General features: G+C 47.7%; 14 protein-coding genes. 3 read left to right on the top strand and 11 right to left on the bottom strand.

Annotated features, from left to right (window positions below; genetic code table 11):
- Window positions 1-118 precede the first annotated feature (118 nt).
- The 6 genes from rpoH to ACTHTS_RS07330 form a co-directional block, all read right to left on the bottom strand.
- Window positions 119-982 carry an RNA polymerase sigma factor RpoH gene (rpoH, locus tag ACTHTS_RS07355; protein ID WP_036493231.1) on the bottom strand — a complete coding sequence of 288 codons (864 nt, stop codon included), beginning with the start codon at window positions 980-982 and terminating at the stop codon, window positions 119-121.
- A 281-nt stretch (window positions 983-1,263) separates the two neighbouring features.
- On the bottom strand, window positions 1,264-2,811 hold the full coding sequence (gene lnt, locus ACTHTS_RS07350) for an apolipoprotein N-acyltransferase (RefSeq protein ID WP_440369663.1): 1,548 nt from the start codon (window positions 2,809-2,811) through the stop codon (window positions 1,264-1,266).
- A gap of 55 nt (window positions 2,812-2,866) precedes the next feature.
- A complete protein-coding gene (locus ACTHTS_RS07345; RefSeq protein ID WP_440369662.1) occupies window positions 2,867-3,733 on the bottom strand; it encodes a DUF808 domain-containing protein in 867 nt (288 codons plus the stop codon).
- Between the two features lie 112 nt (window positions 3,734-3,845).
- Window positions 3,846-5,228, bottom strand: a complete 1,383-nt coding sequence (locus tag ACTHTS_RS07340; protein WP_440369661.1) for a TolC family protein — start codon at window positions 5,226-5,228, stop codon at window positions 3,846-3,848.
- A gap of 63 nt (window positions 5,229-5,291) precedes the next feature.
- Window positions 5,292-7,229, bottom strand: a complete 1,938-nt coding sequence (locus ACTHTS_RS07335) for a MacB family efflux pump subunit (RefSeq protein WP_440369660.1) — start codon at window positions 7,227-7,229, stop codon at window positions 5,292-5,294.
- An 81-nt stretch (window positions 7,230-7,310) separates the two neighbouring features.
- Window positions 7,311-8,492 (bottom strand): efflux RND transporter periplasmic adaptor subunit, encoded by a 1,182-nt coding sequence (locus ACTHTS_RS07330; RefSeq protein WP_070646311.1) that lies wholly within the window; start codon window positions 8,490-8,492, stop codon window positions 7,311-7,313.
- A 290-nt stretch (window positions 8,493-8,782) separates the two neighbouring features.
- Between ACTHTS_RS07330 and ACTHTS_RS07325 the strand changes: the two genes are divergently transcribed.
- The gene (locus ACTHTS_RS07325; RefSeq protein ID WP_308538627.1) at window positions 8,783-9,190 is read left to right on the top strand and encodes a type IV pilin protein; all 408 of its coding nucleotides are present in this window, start codon (window positions 8,783-8,785) and stop codon (window positions 9,188-9,190) included.
- 118 nt (window positions 9,191-9,308) lie between these two features.
- On the opposite strand, the gene nusB is transcribed toward ACTHTS_RS07325, so the two are convergent.
- The 3 genes from nusB to ACTHTS_RS07310 all read right to left on the bottom strand — a co-directional run bounded on the left by nusB (window position 9,309) and on the right by ACTHTS_RS07310 (window position 10,755).
- Entirely contained in the window at window positions 9,309-9,737 is a 429-nt protein-coding gene (gene nusB, locus ACTHTS_RS07320; protein WP_049350952.1) for a transcription antitermination factor NusB, read from the bottom strand.
- A 121-nt stretch (window positions 9,738-9,858) separates the two neighbouring features.
- Entirely contained in the window at window positions 9,859-10,338 is a 480-nt protein-coding gene (gene ribH / locus ACTHTS_RS07315) for a 6,7-dimethyl-8-ribityllumazine synthase (RefSeq protein WP_036493252.1), read from the bottom strand.
- Window positions 10,339-10,431: 93 nt separating this feature from the next.
- The gene (locus ACTHTS_RS07310) at window positions 10,432-10,755 is read right to left on the bottom strand and encodes a DUF2185 domain-containing protein (protein ID WP_293192529.1); all 324 of its coding nucleotides are present in this window, start codon (window positions 10,753-10,755) and stop codon (window positions 10,432-10,434) included.
- Between the two features lie 253 nt (window positions 10,756-11,008).
- Here ACTHTS_RS07310 and rnc point away from each other — a divergent pair, with 253 nt between their 5' ends.
- On the top strand, window positions 11,009-11,728 hold the full coding sequence (rnc, locus tag ACTHTS_RS07305) for a ribonuclease III (RefSeq protein WP_070646320.1): 720 nt from the start codon (window positions 11,009-11,011) through the stop codon (window positions 11,726-11,728).
- 64 nt (window positions 11,729-11,792) lie between these two features.
- Window positions 11,793-12,722: a GTPase Era gene (gene era, locus ACTHTS_RS07300; protein ID WP_440369659.1), complete on the top strand. Its 930-nt coding sequence runs from the start codon at window positions 11,793-11,795 to the stop codon at window positions 12,720-12,722.
- Between the two features lie 56 nt (window positions 12,723-12,778).
- On the opposite strand, the gene coaBC is transcribed toward era, so the two are convergent.
- Both coaBC and ACTHTS_RS07290 read right to left on the bottom strand, forming a co-directional pair.
- Window positions 12,779-13,957, bottom strand: coding sequence for a bifunctional phosphopantothenoylcysteine decarboxylase/phosphopantothenate--cysteine ligase CoaBC (gene coaBC / locus ACTHTS_RS07295; protein ID WP_440369658.1), 1,179 nt, complete (start codon window positions 13,955-13,957; stop codon window positions 12,779-12,781).
- A 45-nt stretch (window positions 13,958-14,002) separates the two neighbouring features.
- Window positions 14,003-15,232 carry a tetratricopeptide repeat protein gene (locus ACTHTS_RS07290; protein ID WP_440369657.1) on the bottom strand — a complete coding sequence of 410 codons (1,230 nt, stop codon included), beginning with the start codon at window positions 15,230-15,232 and terminating at the stop codon, window positions 14,003-14,005.
- Window positions 15,233-15,646 lie beyond the last annotated feature (414 nt).

Here is a 15,646-nt window from a genome sequence, read left to right as displayed (position 1 = left end):
TGGGTATTATAGCTTAAGTGGGCTTTAAAATGAATGTGTTGGGGGAGAAGATGCAATGAGGGTTGCCATCGAAAAGGCCGTCTGAAAAGATTCAGACGGCCTTTTTATCAAGAAAGGCTTAAACGGCTTCAGCTTCTTCTGCCAAGAAACCGCGCAATTTTTGCATGGCTTTGGCTTCGATTTGGCGGATGCGTTCGGCAGATACGCCGTATTCGGCAGCCAATTCGTGAAGGGTCAAACCGCCATCGTCTTGCAACCAGCGGCTTTCAACGATACGGCGGCTGCGGTCGTCCAGTTGCGCCAAGGCGTTTTGCAGACCTTCGGTTTGCAGGGCGTAGTGGGCTTGTTTGGACAACTGACGGCTAGGCTCTGCATCGTGATCGGCCAACCAGTCGATAGGGGCGAAGTTGTCCTCATCATCGTTGTTTTCTGCCATGATGCCGATGTCGTGACCGGTCATGCGTTGCTCCATTTCCAAGACTTCGGATAATTTGACGCCCAAATCGTCGGCGATTTCTTGCGCTTCTTTTGGAGACAAGGCATTCAGGTTTTTACGCATGCTGCGCAGGTTGAAGAACAGTTTGCGTTGCGGTTTGGTTGTGGCAACGCGGACCAAACGCCAGTTGCGCAAAATGAATTCGTGGATTTCGGCTTTAATCCAATGTACGGCAAACGAAAACAGGCGCGCACCACGACTTGGTTCGTAGCGTTTGACGGCTTTCATCAGGCCGATATTGCCTTCTTGAATCAGGTCGGCTTGGTTGAGGCCGTAGCCGTCGTAACCGCGTGCAATGGATACGACGACGCGAAGATGGGACAGAATAAGTTGTTTGGCGGCATTGAGATCGCCTTTTTGTTGACGTTCGGCCAGTTGTGTTTCTTCTTCGGCAGTCAGCATGGGAATGCTGTTGACAGTATGAATGTATTGCTCGAGGCTACCGTTGCCACTTTGGATAACGGGTAATGCAAAAGCTTTATTCATAAAGGATGCTCTCCTTGATTGGGCCGTCTGAAAACGGCTTTTTGTTTATTGTGTGACAAGCAGTATAACACCGCCTGTGGTTTGTTTTGTTATGGGTTGGATTTTTTCTGTAAATTAACGATAGATTCAATAGTTTTTACTGCTTGAATCGCAAGGGTTGATTGTCTTAGAAAATTTGAGTGATTTGCTAGGTTTTTGGTAAGTATATTACAAACATTTTTGTATGTAAATAGTTTTAGCAATAAAAAAGACCTTGTATAACAAGGTCTTAAAATTTTTTTTTATTCTGGTTTCTTCCGGCCAATCAGGATAAGGAATACGCCGATAAAGGCCAAAATGCTGATAAGCCATGTTGAGCCGCCTGCTTTCATATAAGGCGTTTCTCCGATATAGCCTTTAACGTGGCCTTCGAGGACTGCTTCTGTATCCGGTTGGGCTTCGGCAACAATCGTACCTTTAGGGGAAATAATGGCGGTCGCGCCGGTATTGGTGGCGCGAACCATGTAGCGGCCCAGTTCCATTGCACGCGCTTGGGACTGTTGAAGCTGCTGATACATGGCATTGGATTTGCCGTACCACGCCATATTGCTGATGTTGGCGAGTAGGGTAGAGCGTTTCGCCGTTGCGATGAGTTCGTCGCCGAAACCGTCTTCATAGCAGATATTGAAGGCGACTTTTTGATCTTTCATCACCAAAGGCGCTTGGTTGTCACCGCCTTTTTGAAAGTCGGCCAAAGGCATATCCATCATTTTATAGAGACGCTCAGTAATGGCGGGTAAGGGTTTGTATTCGCCAAATGGAACGAGGTGGTTCTTGGCGTAGTAGGGGATAACATCGGAAGTGCTGTTGTGATATTCGCTCAAATTGATGACTGCATTTTCGTAGCCGTTGCCGTCGGGCGTATATTGGCTTATACCGATGGCCAACGCGCTGCCGTTGCTTTGCGCTTGCTCGGCGAATTGTTCCAAGATGCCTTCGGGCAGGTCTTGGCGCATCAGCGGCAGGGCGGTTTCAGGCAGGATAACGATGTCGGCACTGGTTTTGCTGATTTGTTCGTAGTATTTCTGAATGGTCGGAATGATTTGTTCTTCTTTCCATTTCAGATTTTGCTCGATATTGCCTTGAATCAGAGCAACCGTGCTGGTGCTGCCGTCAGGGCGGGTGTATTCGGTTTGTTGGGAAATGTAGCCGACGGAGCAGAGCGCAACGATAAGGAATAAGGGCAGCAGGCGGTGTTTCAGACGGCCGTGGTTGTCAATCAGCAACACCAGCCATGCGCTGAGGAAAGCGGTTGCCAGCGTGACCATATGAATGCCGCCCAAAGGCGCGAAACCTGCCAACGGGCTGTCTTTGATGATTTGGGAATAGCCGATTGCGCCCCAGCCGAATCCGGTCAGAAAACGTTCGCGGGCAAATTCTGCCAGCGTCCACAAAATCGGCAGCAGGAGGCCGGTTTTGGCCCAGCGCGACAGGTTGCATTTTCTCCACACCCAAAAACAGATGGCCGGATAAAGCGCAAGAAATGCCGGCAGCAGGAAGGTGAGGGGGATGGCGTATGAATCCGGCAAACCCGAAACGTCATGCAAGGCAGTGTGTATCCAATAAAACTGCGCCGTATAACCGATTAATCCGAACAGATAGGCAGTCATGACGGCAAAGCGTGGACGCAATTCAATCAGGCGTATCAGCGCTCCAAACAACAGCGGCATTAGCCAGAAATGATAATACGGGGCGAAAGTGAACGGTGTCGCAGCGGCAATCAAGATAACCAGCGGCCAGTACAGCAGCGGATGTTGCCAATATTGTTCGAGTTTACGGAAAATATTCATGCTTTAAATGGTATTGAGGCCGTCTGAAAAGTTTTCAGACGGCAGGGAAACAAAATCAGTCTTTTTGAAACAATTTCATTGCAGGCAGGACGATTGCGCAAGCTAATGCACCGGCGGCTACTCCGACCACCAGATTGGCGATATGTTCCATCATGCCGCTGTCCCAATGTTGCGCGTGGAGGAAATCGTGCAAAAAGCCAAGGTTGTGGGCGATCAGTCCGCCGCCGACCAAGAACATCGCCAACGTACCGACAATGCTCAAGCCGCGCATAAACCAAGGCATAAATGAAATCAAGCCGCATCCGATACCTTGCACGGCGGCACTTTTTTGGCGCATCAACATCATGCCGAGGTCGTCAAGTTTGACGATAATGCCGACCAAACCATAGACCAATGCCGTCATGCCGACACCGATGGCGGCCATAACCAAAGAACGCGTCATCAGGTCATATTTTTCAACAACGCCCAGCGCGATAATGATGATTTCGGCGGAGAGGATGAAATCTGTGCGGACCGCGCCTTTAACTTTTGTTTTTTCGTCTGTGACTTCAGGCTCGGTATCGTGTCCGTCTTCGTGTTCATTGCGGTGCAGAAATTTGTGCAACAGTTTTTCCACGCCTTCAAAACACAAATACACACCGCCGATCATCAGCAAGGGCGTAATCAGCGCAGGCAGGAAAGCGGAAAGCAACAGCGCAAGCGGCACCAGAATCAGCTTGTTGACCAGAGAGCCTTTTGCCACCGCCCAAATAATCGGCAATTCGCGCTCGGCAGATACGCCGGTTACTTGATTGGCGTTGAGCGCCAAATCGTCACCAACCACGCCGGCGGTTTTTTTGGCGGCGACTTTGGTCATCATCGCTACATCGTCCAAAACGGCGGTAATGTCGTCCAAAAGCGTAAAGAGAGAGGCGAAGGCCATAATGTTGTCCGGATAAAATCAAATAAACGCGCGATTATATATGAAAATTCAGTTGCTTGAATGTTTTTCAGACGGCCGTTGACGGAAATTAACCAAAGGCCGTCTGAAAATGCTATTTCGGCGTATAACGTCCCGCCATGGCTTTATACACCATATTTTCGTATTTTAAGGCTTCATAGCGTTGGTTCAGCAGGTTTTGAGCCGAGCTGTATTCTGAATTCAAAGCCTCCAGCCAGTCTTTCAGTTCGTTTTTACCATGCTGGTAGCGTACTTGATAGTAATGGCTGTTTTTCTTGTCCAACTGGTAACGCTGTTCCTGATTAGCAAGGCTGGCCTGCGCGTTTTTGTAGGCAAGGTAATTGGTGTTGACCTCGTTAAGCGCGGTGGTCAGGGCTTTTTCAAAATTCAGCTTGGCACTGTCCATCTCCGCTTGTACGGTTTTGTCTTTCCATTTCATGGTCTGCCAATTAAGGAAAGGTAGATTGATGGTGGCCGATCCGCCTAACATAGGGATATTGAACGTGCTTTTCGCTTTATCGGAAGACGTACTCAAACTTGCGCCCAAAGTAATCGACGGATACCAACTGCGTTTTTGCGCGTTGACCGATTGTTGCGACGCTTGCAGGCGGTATTCGGCGGCGCGCAGGTCGGGGCGGTTGGCCAAAACGGTAATCGGTACGTCCAAATTTACACCCTTGACCGGCAACAGGCGGAATTGTGCCGGATCGGCGGCCATGTTTTCAGACGGCCTTAAATTCAACAAATTACGCAAAACCTGTTTTTGCGTATCCAAATTGTTTTGCAAAGACAACAGGCTGTTTTCTGCGTTCAGCAATGACTGTTTGGCTTGGGTCGGCTGGCTTGAGTCGGTCCGGCCGTAGCGGAACTTGGCATTCGCAATGCGGTTGATTTCCTGATATTGCTTCAGCGATTTTTTTGCCAACTCGATGGCTTCGTTCAGATAGGCGATATTGAAATACGCATCGGCGACATTATTAATCAAAGTCAGGCGCGTGTTGGCCATGTCTTCATGCGTGGCTTGGTATTCCCATACCTGCGCATCGGCAGTAGCACTGAGTTTGCGCCACAAATCCAATTCGTAGCTCAAACCAAGCTGGCTGCTGAAGGTATTGCCGTGGCTGCCGGTTTTCAGGTTTTTAGAAGCGTTCGCGCCCAACGAGCCGCTGAATGAAGGCACCAAATCCGCACCCAAAATATTGGCTTGATACAAAGCTTTGTTGACGCTGATGGCCGCCTGTTTCAAATCGACATTGTTGGCGAGCGCCTGCTCCATCAGCGCGTTGAGCTGCTGGCTTTGGTAGATTTCCCACCAGTTGCCGTTGACATCGTAGCGTTTGGCAGTTTCGGCTGCGCTCATGACTTGGCCGGTTGCTTCCAGCGTCAGATTCGGATTGGTTTTAGGTGCGGCGCACGCACTTAGGGCAAGGGCAACAGCCAATGATAAGGCTGCTTGGGAAAAAGGTTTCGTCTTCATAAAAAATCTTTCGGGTAACAGCATTTCAGACGGCCCTAAAATAATAGGCCGTCTGAAACATAATCAATCCTGAGCCAGCGCATCAATCGGGTTGAGCTTAGAAGCCTTATTGGCAGGCATAAAGCCAAATGCGACGCCGATGGCGGTGGAGCAGACAACTGCACCGATGACGGAAGTCATGGAAATGCTCATCGGGAAGTCGGTAACAAAATAGTTGAACACCAGACTGATGCTTGCGGACAACAATACGCCTGACAGGCCGCCGATGATACAGATTAAGACGGCCTCAATCAGGAACTGTTGCAAAATATTGTTGCGGCGTGCGCCGATTGCCATGCGGACGCCGATTTCTTTGGTGCGCTCGGTAACGGAGACCAGCATGATGTTCATCACGCCGATACCGCCGACCACCAAAGAGATGACAGCGATGGAAGAAATCAGCAGCGTCATGGTGCCGGTTGTGCTTTCAACCATTTCTTTGATGCTGTCGCTGTTGTTCATAAAGAAATCTTCTGTACCGTGGCGTGTTTTCAGCAGCTCGGTCAGGCTTTTTTCGGCAACTTGCGTGTTGGCATCGTCTTTGATTTTGACAACGATGGAGTTGGTATAGCTTTCGCCGGTAATTTGGTGCATGACCGTTGTATAAGGCGACCAAAGCATCAGCGAGTCGGAATTGCCGAATGAGTTGTCATCCTTTTTCATAATGCCGATGACGGTTAGCGGGCGTTTTTTGAAAAGGATGGTTTTGCCTAAAGGATTGACGCCTTCGCCGAAGAGTTTGGTTTTGGTGTTTTGGTCGATGACGACGACTTGGGCATCGGTTTTTACATCGTCATCATCAAACAGACGGCCTTCTTCCAATTTCAAACCGCGCACGTCGAAATATTGTTCGCCTACGCCGTAAAGTGAGGCGGTCAGGTCGGTGTTGCGGTAGGTTAAGGTGCCGCCGGAGTTGGTTTGAGGGGTGGCAGAGGCGACGTAGCTTTGTTGGCTGATGGCTTTTGCGTCATTAATCGTCAGTGTCTTGATTCGTCCGCTGCGGCGGTCACCAAAACCACGACCGGGGAAGATGCTGATGGTGTTTGTGCCCATCGAGTTGATGTCTTCCAGGATTTTTTGTTGCGAGCCATTACCTAAGGCCACTACCGATACCACCGAGGCGATACCGATGATAATCCCCAGCATGGTCAGCAGCGAACGCATTTTGTGCGCCATAATCGCCTGTACCGACATTTTGAATGCTTCCATAAATTGATCGTAATAAAACGACCAGGAAGCTTTTTCTTTAATCCTCTCCACTTTGCTTGGCGGAATATCGGGATTTTTAGACGTATCCGAAATAATCTGACCGTCGCGGATTTCGATGACGCGGTTTGCGTTTGCCGCAATGCCCGGATCGTGGGTGACCATAATCACGGTATGCCCGTCTTCGTGCAGCTTGTGGATGATTTCCATCACGTTTTTACCGCTGGCGGTATCCAATGCGCCGGTCGGCTCGTCGGCAAAGATGATTTCGCCGCCGTTCATCAACGCGCGGGCAATCGAAACGCGCTGTTGCTGACCGCCGGAAAGCTCGCTGGGTTTGTTGCTTTCTTTATTTTGCAAACCCAAATCGCCCAATAATTTTTCCGCACGTTCCGCGCGCTCTTTGCTGTCCATGCCCATATACACGGCAGGCAGGGCGACGTTGTCCCGGGCGGTCAGCGAGCTTAACAGGTTGTAACGCTGGAAAATAAAGCCGAAACGCTCACGGCGCAAAGCCGCCAGCTCATCCGGCTGCATTTGCGATGTTTCGATGCCGTCGATTTGATAAGAGCCGGAAGTAGCGGTATCCAGACAGCCCAAGATATTCATCAGCGTAGATTTGCCTGAACCGGACTGGCCGATAATCGCCACAAAGTCGCCTTTCTCAATAGAAAGGCTGACATCTTTCAATACGTGCACACGGTTTTCACCGCTACCGAAAAAACGGTTGATATTCTTACATTCGATTAAACTCATAATCTTTCCGGGCGAAAAATAGAAATACAGGAACTAAGGCCGTCTGAAACACAGCCAAACCTTTCAGACGGCCGTAATCAATCAGCGAGGAGGGCCGCCCCCCATCATCGCGCGTTCGCTGCTCTTATTCTTTTCATCTGCGCTCATTTCAGAAACGATCACTTTTTCGCCTTCTTTCAAGCCGCTTTTGATTTCGGTATTCATGCTGTCTTTCAAACCGACGGTCACTTCGCGTTCTACCGCTTTATTGTCTGCGCCCAAAATGCTGACATAGGATTTGCCGTTATGCTTTTTCACGGTCAGCGTCGGTACCAGTAAAACATTCTTCACACCGTTGATTTCGATCGTGTTTTGAGTGGTCATACCGATAGAAAGTTTGCCTTCGGGATTCGGTACAAGTGCGCGGGCATAGTAGTAAATTGCATTGGAAGTCGTGTCCGTGCTGCTGGTGTAGTTGCCCAAAGACATGGTGGTCAGGCCGGGGTCGACGCTGTCCAATTTCGCTTTAATCGGGGTGTCCGGTTCGGACAAAATGGTGAACGAAATATCCTGACCGGCTTTGACTTTCGTGATGTCGCCTTCGGCAATCTGCATTTTATTTAACATGGTTTCCAGATTGGCCAGCTGGATAATGGTCGGCGTAGATTGCGCCGCATTGACGGATTGGCCTTCTTCAACAGGAATGGCGACCACGGTGCCGTCCATGGTGGCGGTAATCCGCGTGTGACCCAGTTCGGATTCGGCTGTATTGATGGAGATTTTTGATTGTTTGATGGAGGCCTTCAGTTCGGCGACATTCGCTTTGGCTGCAGCTAAAGAATCTTGTGCAGATTCCAAATTTTCTTTGGAAGTTGCCTGTTCTTTCCATAAGGCAAGTTCGCGTTTATATTTTTTCTCTGCACTGGAAAGCGCGATTTCGGCAGAAACCAATTTTGCCTGATAGGTTTCCAGTTTGGATTTTTCGGTATTTAAGGTATTGATCTGATTGGTTGAGTTGATTTCCGCAATCAGATCGCCTTTTTTCACTTGTTGGCCCAGTTTCACATACAGTTTTTTAATCTGACCTGAAGCTTCCGCGCCTACGGATACTAAATTGGAAGGTGAGATTTCTCCGGTTGCCGACACGGTTTGACGGATATCGCCGCGTTTGACCACTTCTGTAATAAAAGAAGACTGAGGCTCAGGCTTCATCAAAGACCAGCCGCCGAAAGCCGCTGCTACTACAACAGCCGTACCGGCCGCCCACTTGAAAACTTTAGACATATAAAAAGAACCAATTCAATAAAATAACGTCGCAGACAAGCAACAAATATATTGATAGAAACAAAAAAACAACTGGATTTTACTGTAAAGACCAAGGCCGACCAAGAGATGGTTAGCTTAAATTGAAGTTTAACTTATTGAAATAAAAAATAAAAGAATAAAAATATTTTTCAGAACTTGCACCTCATTTACATAAATTCCCAAACTCCCTCCGAATCTGAACATTTAAGCCGCAAGAAAACTACTATAATATTCACATCTTAATTCTAATTATTCACGACATAAATACAATGAAACATCAACAAGGCTTCACGCTTATCGAGCTGCTGATAGTCGTTGTGATTGCAGCCATTCTTGCTACCATCGCCTATCCGTCTTATCAAAACTACATCCGCCAAACGCGCCTCGCATCCGTCCGCACACAGATGCTGCATAATGCCCAACAACTTGAACGCTACTATACTCAAAAAAGTACTTTTGAAAGGTTTTCTGATAAAAATTTACAGCAGAATCAATATTTTGATATTGGTTTTGAAGGTAAGCCTTCCGATTTAGGTTATATTTTGAAGGCTGAACCCAACAAAGAAACCAACGCTAATGAAACCTGTACCGTTTATTACAACGACAGCGGTATCATCTGGGCAAAAAACAGCAATAAACAAAACTGCCCCGGTTATGAAATACCAAAATCGGAATAAATCGAAATATAAAAAGGCCGTCTGAAATTCAGACGGCCTTTTTGATGGTTTGGCTGTATAAGCAGATTAGCCTAAACAGGGTAAATATCGGTAATCCTGACGCAATGTGAAGTCAGTCTTAGCCTTTGCGGCGCGGTTCGTCAGGGCGGATGCGTGAAGCCAGTTGGTCGAGGATGCCGTTGACGAATTTATGGCCATCGGTGCCGCCGAAAGTTTTGGTGACTTCGATGGCTTCATTGATGATGACGGGGTAGGGGGTCTCAGGCATGGTGCTCAGCTCATGGCAGGCAACCAGCAAAACGGCGCGTTCGATAGGACTGAGGTCTTTCTCGTCGCGGTCGAGCAGGGGGCTGATTTTTTCCATGTATTCTTCGGCATGGGTTTGTGCACCGAAAAACAGTTTGTTGAACAGCTCTTCATCCATATTGGATGTTTGGGACAGTTCGTGGATGTTTTTGGCGATTTCTGGGGCGGCAGTTTTGTTGATGCCTGCTTGATAAATAGCTTGTACGGCAAGCTCGCGTGCGCGGCGGCGTGGGCTTTTCATGGGTATTCCTTGTGAAGAGAGTGCCGATGGTTGTCGGCTGAATATTGAATGATTCAGACGGCCTCAATATCATGATTGAGAGGCCGTCTGAAAATATGCGGTATTCAATACGGGGAGAAGCTTATTCTTCGTCGTCTTCGTATTGTTCTGACAAAAGATGGTTGACCAAGTTGGCACATTCTACGGCAACTTTGGCGGCATCGGAGGCTTTTTCTTCGATACGTGCAACGGCTTGTTCGTCGTTTTCAGTCGTCAGGATGGCGTTGGCGATAGGGATGTTGTAGTCAAGGGCAACGCGGCTGACACCTGCGCCGGACTCATTGGATACCAATTCAAAGTGGTAAGTTTCGCCACGAATGACAACGCCGATAGCAATCAGGGCATCGAATTGTTCGGATGAAGCAAGGTTCATCAACGCGATAGGTACTTCAAGCGCGCCGGGAACGGTGGCAAGCGTGATGTTGTCTTCGGATACGCCCAATTCTTTTAGGGTGCGGCAGCATACTTTGACCATTTCGCTGCCGATTTCGTTGGTGAAGCGGGCTTGAACGATGCCGATGCGCAAGTTGGTGCCATCGAGGCGTGGTTCGATAATGTTCATGATGATTCCTTCAATATTTGTGAAATAGGGATTCGGCTCGGTTTCAGACGGCCTTGTTATAAAGAAGGCCGTCTGAAACAAAATGGGGATGGATTATTCTTGCGGCTGCCAATCGGCAACGGCTTGGAACTCGCCGTCTTCGTTCAATTCCCACGCGCAGCCTTCTGCCTGAGTCAGCAGGGGCGCGATGTCGGGATTGTCTGCGGTAATGGCGGAGAGACTGACAATGCTGAAATTGTCGGGATTGTCGGTGTATTCGTCGGTTTCGTCGCCGCTGAAAATACGCCAGCCGCTGTCGTTTTCAAATACGGGGGCTTCGCGGTAGAGGAAGCCGACGGGCTCGCCTTGTTCGGCGACGGTGTTGGTAACGATGCAGCGGTCGAGCGCTGCGGCCAATGCTTGGGCAAATTTGTTCATGGAGTTGACAAAGAGATGATTTGGCATGATTTTACACGATTCGCCGCTTTTCCGCACGGATGTGTGCAGGGGCGGTTTGATGGTACAATGTCGGTAAGTGCCGTCAGGTTTGAACATGACGGCTTTTGATTGTTTATCGGCTAGAGGGACGCAAGAAACAATGAGCCAAAATAAAAAAGTTGCCGGTGTAGCCTTTTTATTTTGTTTCACTGCGGATGAGGCGTATTCTCAGGCTGTTTTTTGAAAGTATGGAATGAAACCTGATTTGCTCAAACAGCAGGCGCATCGAGCGATTCAAAAGCGTCTGGGCTATGAGTTCCGCAATATGGAACTGCTTCGGCAGGCTTTGACTCACCGCAGCTACAATGCCAAACACAATGAGCGTTTTGAATTTGTAGGCGATTCGATTTTGAACTATTCCGTGGCGCGGATGTTGTTTGACGCGTTTCCGAAATTGTCGGAAGGCGAGTTGTCGCGGATGCGCGCGGCTTTGGTGAATGAAGGCGTATTGGCTGAAATCGCGTTGGAAATGAATGTCGGCGACGGGTTGTATCTAGGTGCCGGCGAGTTGAAGAGCGGCGGTTTCAGACGGCCTTCGATTTTGGCCGACGCAATGGAGGCGATGTTTGCGGCGGTCAGCTTTGACGCGGATTTTTCTGCGGCGGAAAAAGTGGTTCGCCATTTGTTTGCGGAACGCGTGAAACGTGCGGATTTGAATATCGGCAAGAAAGACAGTAAAACCGCTTTGCAGGAAGCCTTGCAGGCACGCCGCTTTGCTCTGCCGAAATACCGAATCGAAGAGCAAGCGGAGCAGACGGCTGATGCGATGTTTGTGATTTCCTGTGATTTGGGCGAACTCGGTTTCATCTGCAATGCACGCGGCAGCAGTCGGAAAGTGGCCGAGCAAAAAGCGGCATGTGAAGCCTTAGAGTGGTTGGAACAGAAGTTCCCTTTGAAAAAAGCTAAAAAATAATATTTCAGACGGCCTTTGAGAAAATGCAAAGGCCGTCTGAAACAATCAAGAAAGTCATATATAAATGGATATCGAAACCTTTTTGCAAAACGAGTCGCAACACCCGACGGATTATCGTTGCGGCTTTGTGGCCATCGTGGGTCGTCCGAATGTCGGTAAATCCACGTTGATGAACCATTTAATTGGTCAGAAAATCAGTATTACCAGTAAAAAAGCACAAACTACGCGCAACCGTGTAACCGGTATTTACACCGATGACACGGCGCAATTTGTGTTTGTCGATACGCCGGGTTTTCAAACCAATCATCGCAATGCCTTGAATGACCGTCTTAATCAAAACGTAACCGAAGCGCTTAGCGGCGTGGATGTGGTGGTTTTTGTGGTAGAAGCCATGCGCTTTACCGATGCCGACTGCGTGGTGTTGAAGCAGTTACCTAAGCATACGCCTGTGGTATTGGTGGTCAATAAAATCGATAAAGATAAAGCCAAAGACAAATTTGCGCTTGAGGCGTTTATCAATGAAGTGCGCCAAGAGTTTGAATTTGCCGCCAGCGAGGCAGTCAGCGCGAAACATGGCCTGCGTATTGCCAATCTGCTGGAACTGCTCAAGCCGTATCTGCCGGAAAGTATTCCGATGTATCCGGAAGATATGGTGACGGACAAATCCAGCCGATTCCTGGCAATGGAAATTGTGCGTGAAAAATTGTTCCGCTATTTGGGTGAAGAGCTGCCGTATGCGATGAATGTTGAAGTGGAGCAGTTTGAGGAAGAGGAAAGCGGACTGTTCCGCATTTATATCGCGGTGTTGGTCGATAAAGACAGCCAAAAGGCGATTTTGATTGGCAAGGGAGGGGAGAAATTGAAGAAAATTTCTACTGAAGCCCGCCTTGATATGGAAAAATTGTTTGATACCAAAGTCTTCTTGAAGATTTGGGTGAAAGTGAAATCTGGTTGGGCAGACGATATTCGTTTCCTGCGCGAATTGGGTTTGTGATTTGATGTGTTTGAACAAAGGCCGTCTGAAAAATTTTCAGACGGCCTTTTGTTTTATCAAGCCAACAATTCAGCTAGGCGTTTGACGATTTCATCCGCTGCTTGGCGTTTCGATGTTTCCGGAAATGAGGTTTCAGCAAGGTCATCAATAATGGTAATTTGATTGGTTGGCTTACCCATGGAAACGGAAACTTGGTTGGCCACCAGCATCGGTACGTTTTTGCGCAAACGTTTTGCCCGAGCAAATTCCAAAACCTGATGGCTTTCCGCAGCAAAGCCGACGCAGAATGGTGGGGAAGGCAGGGCGGCAACGGATGCGAGAATATCCGGATTTTCCGTCAGTTCGATAATCGGGGGTTGATTGCCGTTTTTCTTTAGTTTCTCGTTGCTGCTGTTTTTGACTTTATAGTCTGCAACAGCTGCAACGGAAATAAAGACATCTTGTTCCGGAATATAGCGATGAACCGTCTGATACATGGCTTCTGCGCTGACAGCTTGTTCGGAATGAGCCAAGCCTGCTGGCAAGGCCGTCTGAATTTGACCGTAAATCAGCGTGACTTTCGCTCCGGCAGCACGGCACGCACGTGCTAAAGCCATGCCCATTTGTCCGCTGGAAATATTGGTAATGCCGCGGACAGGATCGATGGCTTCAAACGTTGCGCCGGCTGTAATCAGAACTTTTTTGCCGCTCAGTAGCTTGGGTGTCCATAAATCCTCTAGCAAATCTGCCAGATCGACCGCTTCGACCATTCTGCCAGTACCTGTTTCTCCGCAAGCCTGTTCGCCATTGTTTGGGTAAAACACGGTAATGCCGTCTGAAACCAGTTGTTCAATATTGCGCAGGTTGGCAGGGTTGTTCCACATTTCGACATTCATTGCAGGCGCAACGGCCAAAGGACATTTTCTGGCTGCAGCCAAAGTAGTCAGCAGGTTGTCGGCCAATCCGTTGGCAATTTTGGCAATCGTATTGGCAGTTGCAGGCGCAATAAGAAATGCGTCGGCTTCTCGCGTCAGATTGATGTGCGCCATGCCATTATTGGAAGCACCTGAATAGGTATCCGATAAAACAGGATTGCCGGTTAAAGCTTGGAAAGTCAGCGGGGAGACAAATTCTGTCGCAGAATCTGTCATCACCACTGATACAGAATGTCCTTGCTTTTTCAGTAGTCTGACCAGTTCGCAAGATTTATACGCCGCAATACCGCCGGTAATACCGAGGAGAATGTGTTTGCTCATAAATAACGGGTTCATTAAATGAGATATATTAGGAATCAAATCAAATTAGATTTGTTCGATGTTGATTCTGGCCAGTTTTGCTTTAATCGCATTACCATATCTCTTCGGCAAAAATGCTGAAACCACCCCGTTTTTCACTTCAGTCACATAACTGCAGACTTTAAATTCAGGAACAACATTGAGCGAGTAGTCCGGATTGACCAAAGGCGAAGCACTGGAGTACAGCGTCCATCTTGCCAGACTACCGTCTTCATAATCAGTCGTTGCGTTAAAGCTGGTAACCCCTTCGCTGAAAGCGATTTGATAATTAGAGTAGAACTCGCCGGGAATTTTGTGTGCATTACAGAAATCAAATAATCTGTCATGTGCAAACAGATTCTGACGGATATAGGCCCACAATTCTTTTTCTAGAAAATCTTGGTCGGCAAAATGTCTGGAAGGGTAGCCCTCATCGACAAAGTTTTGAATCCTTTCCTGCATATCTGGGACTGCGCCCGCTTTAGCGCCCCACATACCCGCAAGAATTAGGGCAGTATGCGAGCCTGAGTCGCGAATAGTGTGGAATAGGGTGCCACTTTTTATCCATTCGGATACGGCTGCAGCATCACGATAGCAAATAATAGAATCTGCATCACGGAAAATAACGTATTCAGCCTCGGGATCATTGATGGCAAGAAAGCGCCACATCGTACCCGGCCAGTTGCGCAGTTGAAGATCAATATGGATAACCTCCGCACCATTGGCTTTAAACCGTTGGATGGCTTCGGCTGGAACAGAATCATTAACATAGAAACGGCATGTCCAGCCAGGGAAAAGAACAGGAGCAAGCTGGGTGTTTAAGACGGCAGGCTCAATATATTTGGAATTATTGCCAAATAAAGAAAAGGAGATAATCCGTTTGCCGTTTTTTGGAGCTGGTGCCGGAATGATTTCATGTTCTAGGTCTGGGATGGCTTTATCTTTTAGAACCAAAGCCTGATGACCGTAAAACCCAGTTTTTTCCCAGTTATCTAGAGCGCCATAAGCATGGGCAAGTAAATCCAAAGCAGGAATATAGGCGCTATCCAACTCTAATGTTTTCATTTCGGCCTCAATGGCTTTTTCCCATTTCAATTGCTTTAGATAGACATAAGCAACTTTGTGATGAAATTCGACAGATTGTGGATTGAGAAGGCAAAGAATCTCTGCACGTTTAAGCGCTTCCTCGTAATTTTCCTCTTCGATAAAAGAGTGATATGCTTGTTCAAATTTTTGTTGAATCTTTTCGTTACTCATAATAGGGACTATTCTAAATTTATGATTGTTTTATTGGAGAAAGTAGAGATTGTAAGAGTAGATGGGACTAAAGCGCCAGTAGTATAGAGATATAGAGTGTTTGAATGTGGCAATTAAGAGTAAAGTCGCAGGACTATTTATCTTTGGATATCTGTTTTATCTATCGAACGATAAAAGCCAATAAATTTTAAATCATTTAAATACAGATAGTTGTGAAAAAATTTTAATTTTTTTGAAGTTGGGTGTTGACTGGTTTTGTTGGTAGGCGTATAGTTCGGTTCTTCGCTGCTGACGCGGTGAAGAAAACGAAGCAGATAGTATAACACAGTTAGTTAAAATTTTCGATAATTTTAGTTGACATTTGCTAAATGTACTGTATAATTCGATTCGCTCTTTAAAAAAACAGATTACCGA

The organism is Neisseria sp. P0019.S003, from assembly GCF_051957115.1.
GTDB lineage: Bacteria > Pseudomonadota > Gammaproteobacteria > Burkholderiales > Neisseriaceae > Neisseria > Neisseria flavescens_D.
Note: the sequence above shows the minus strand (reverse complement) of the source record. Positions and strands in the feature narration are given on the sequence as shown.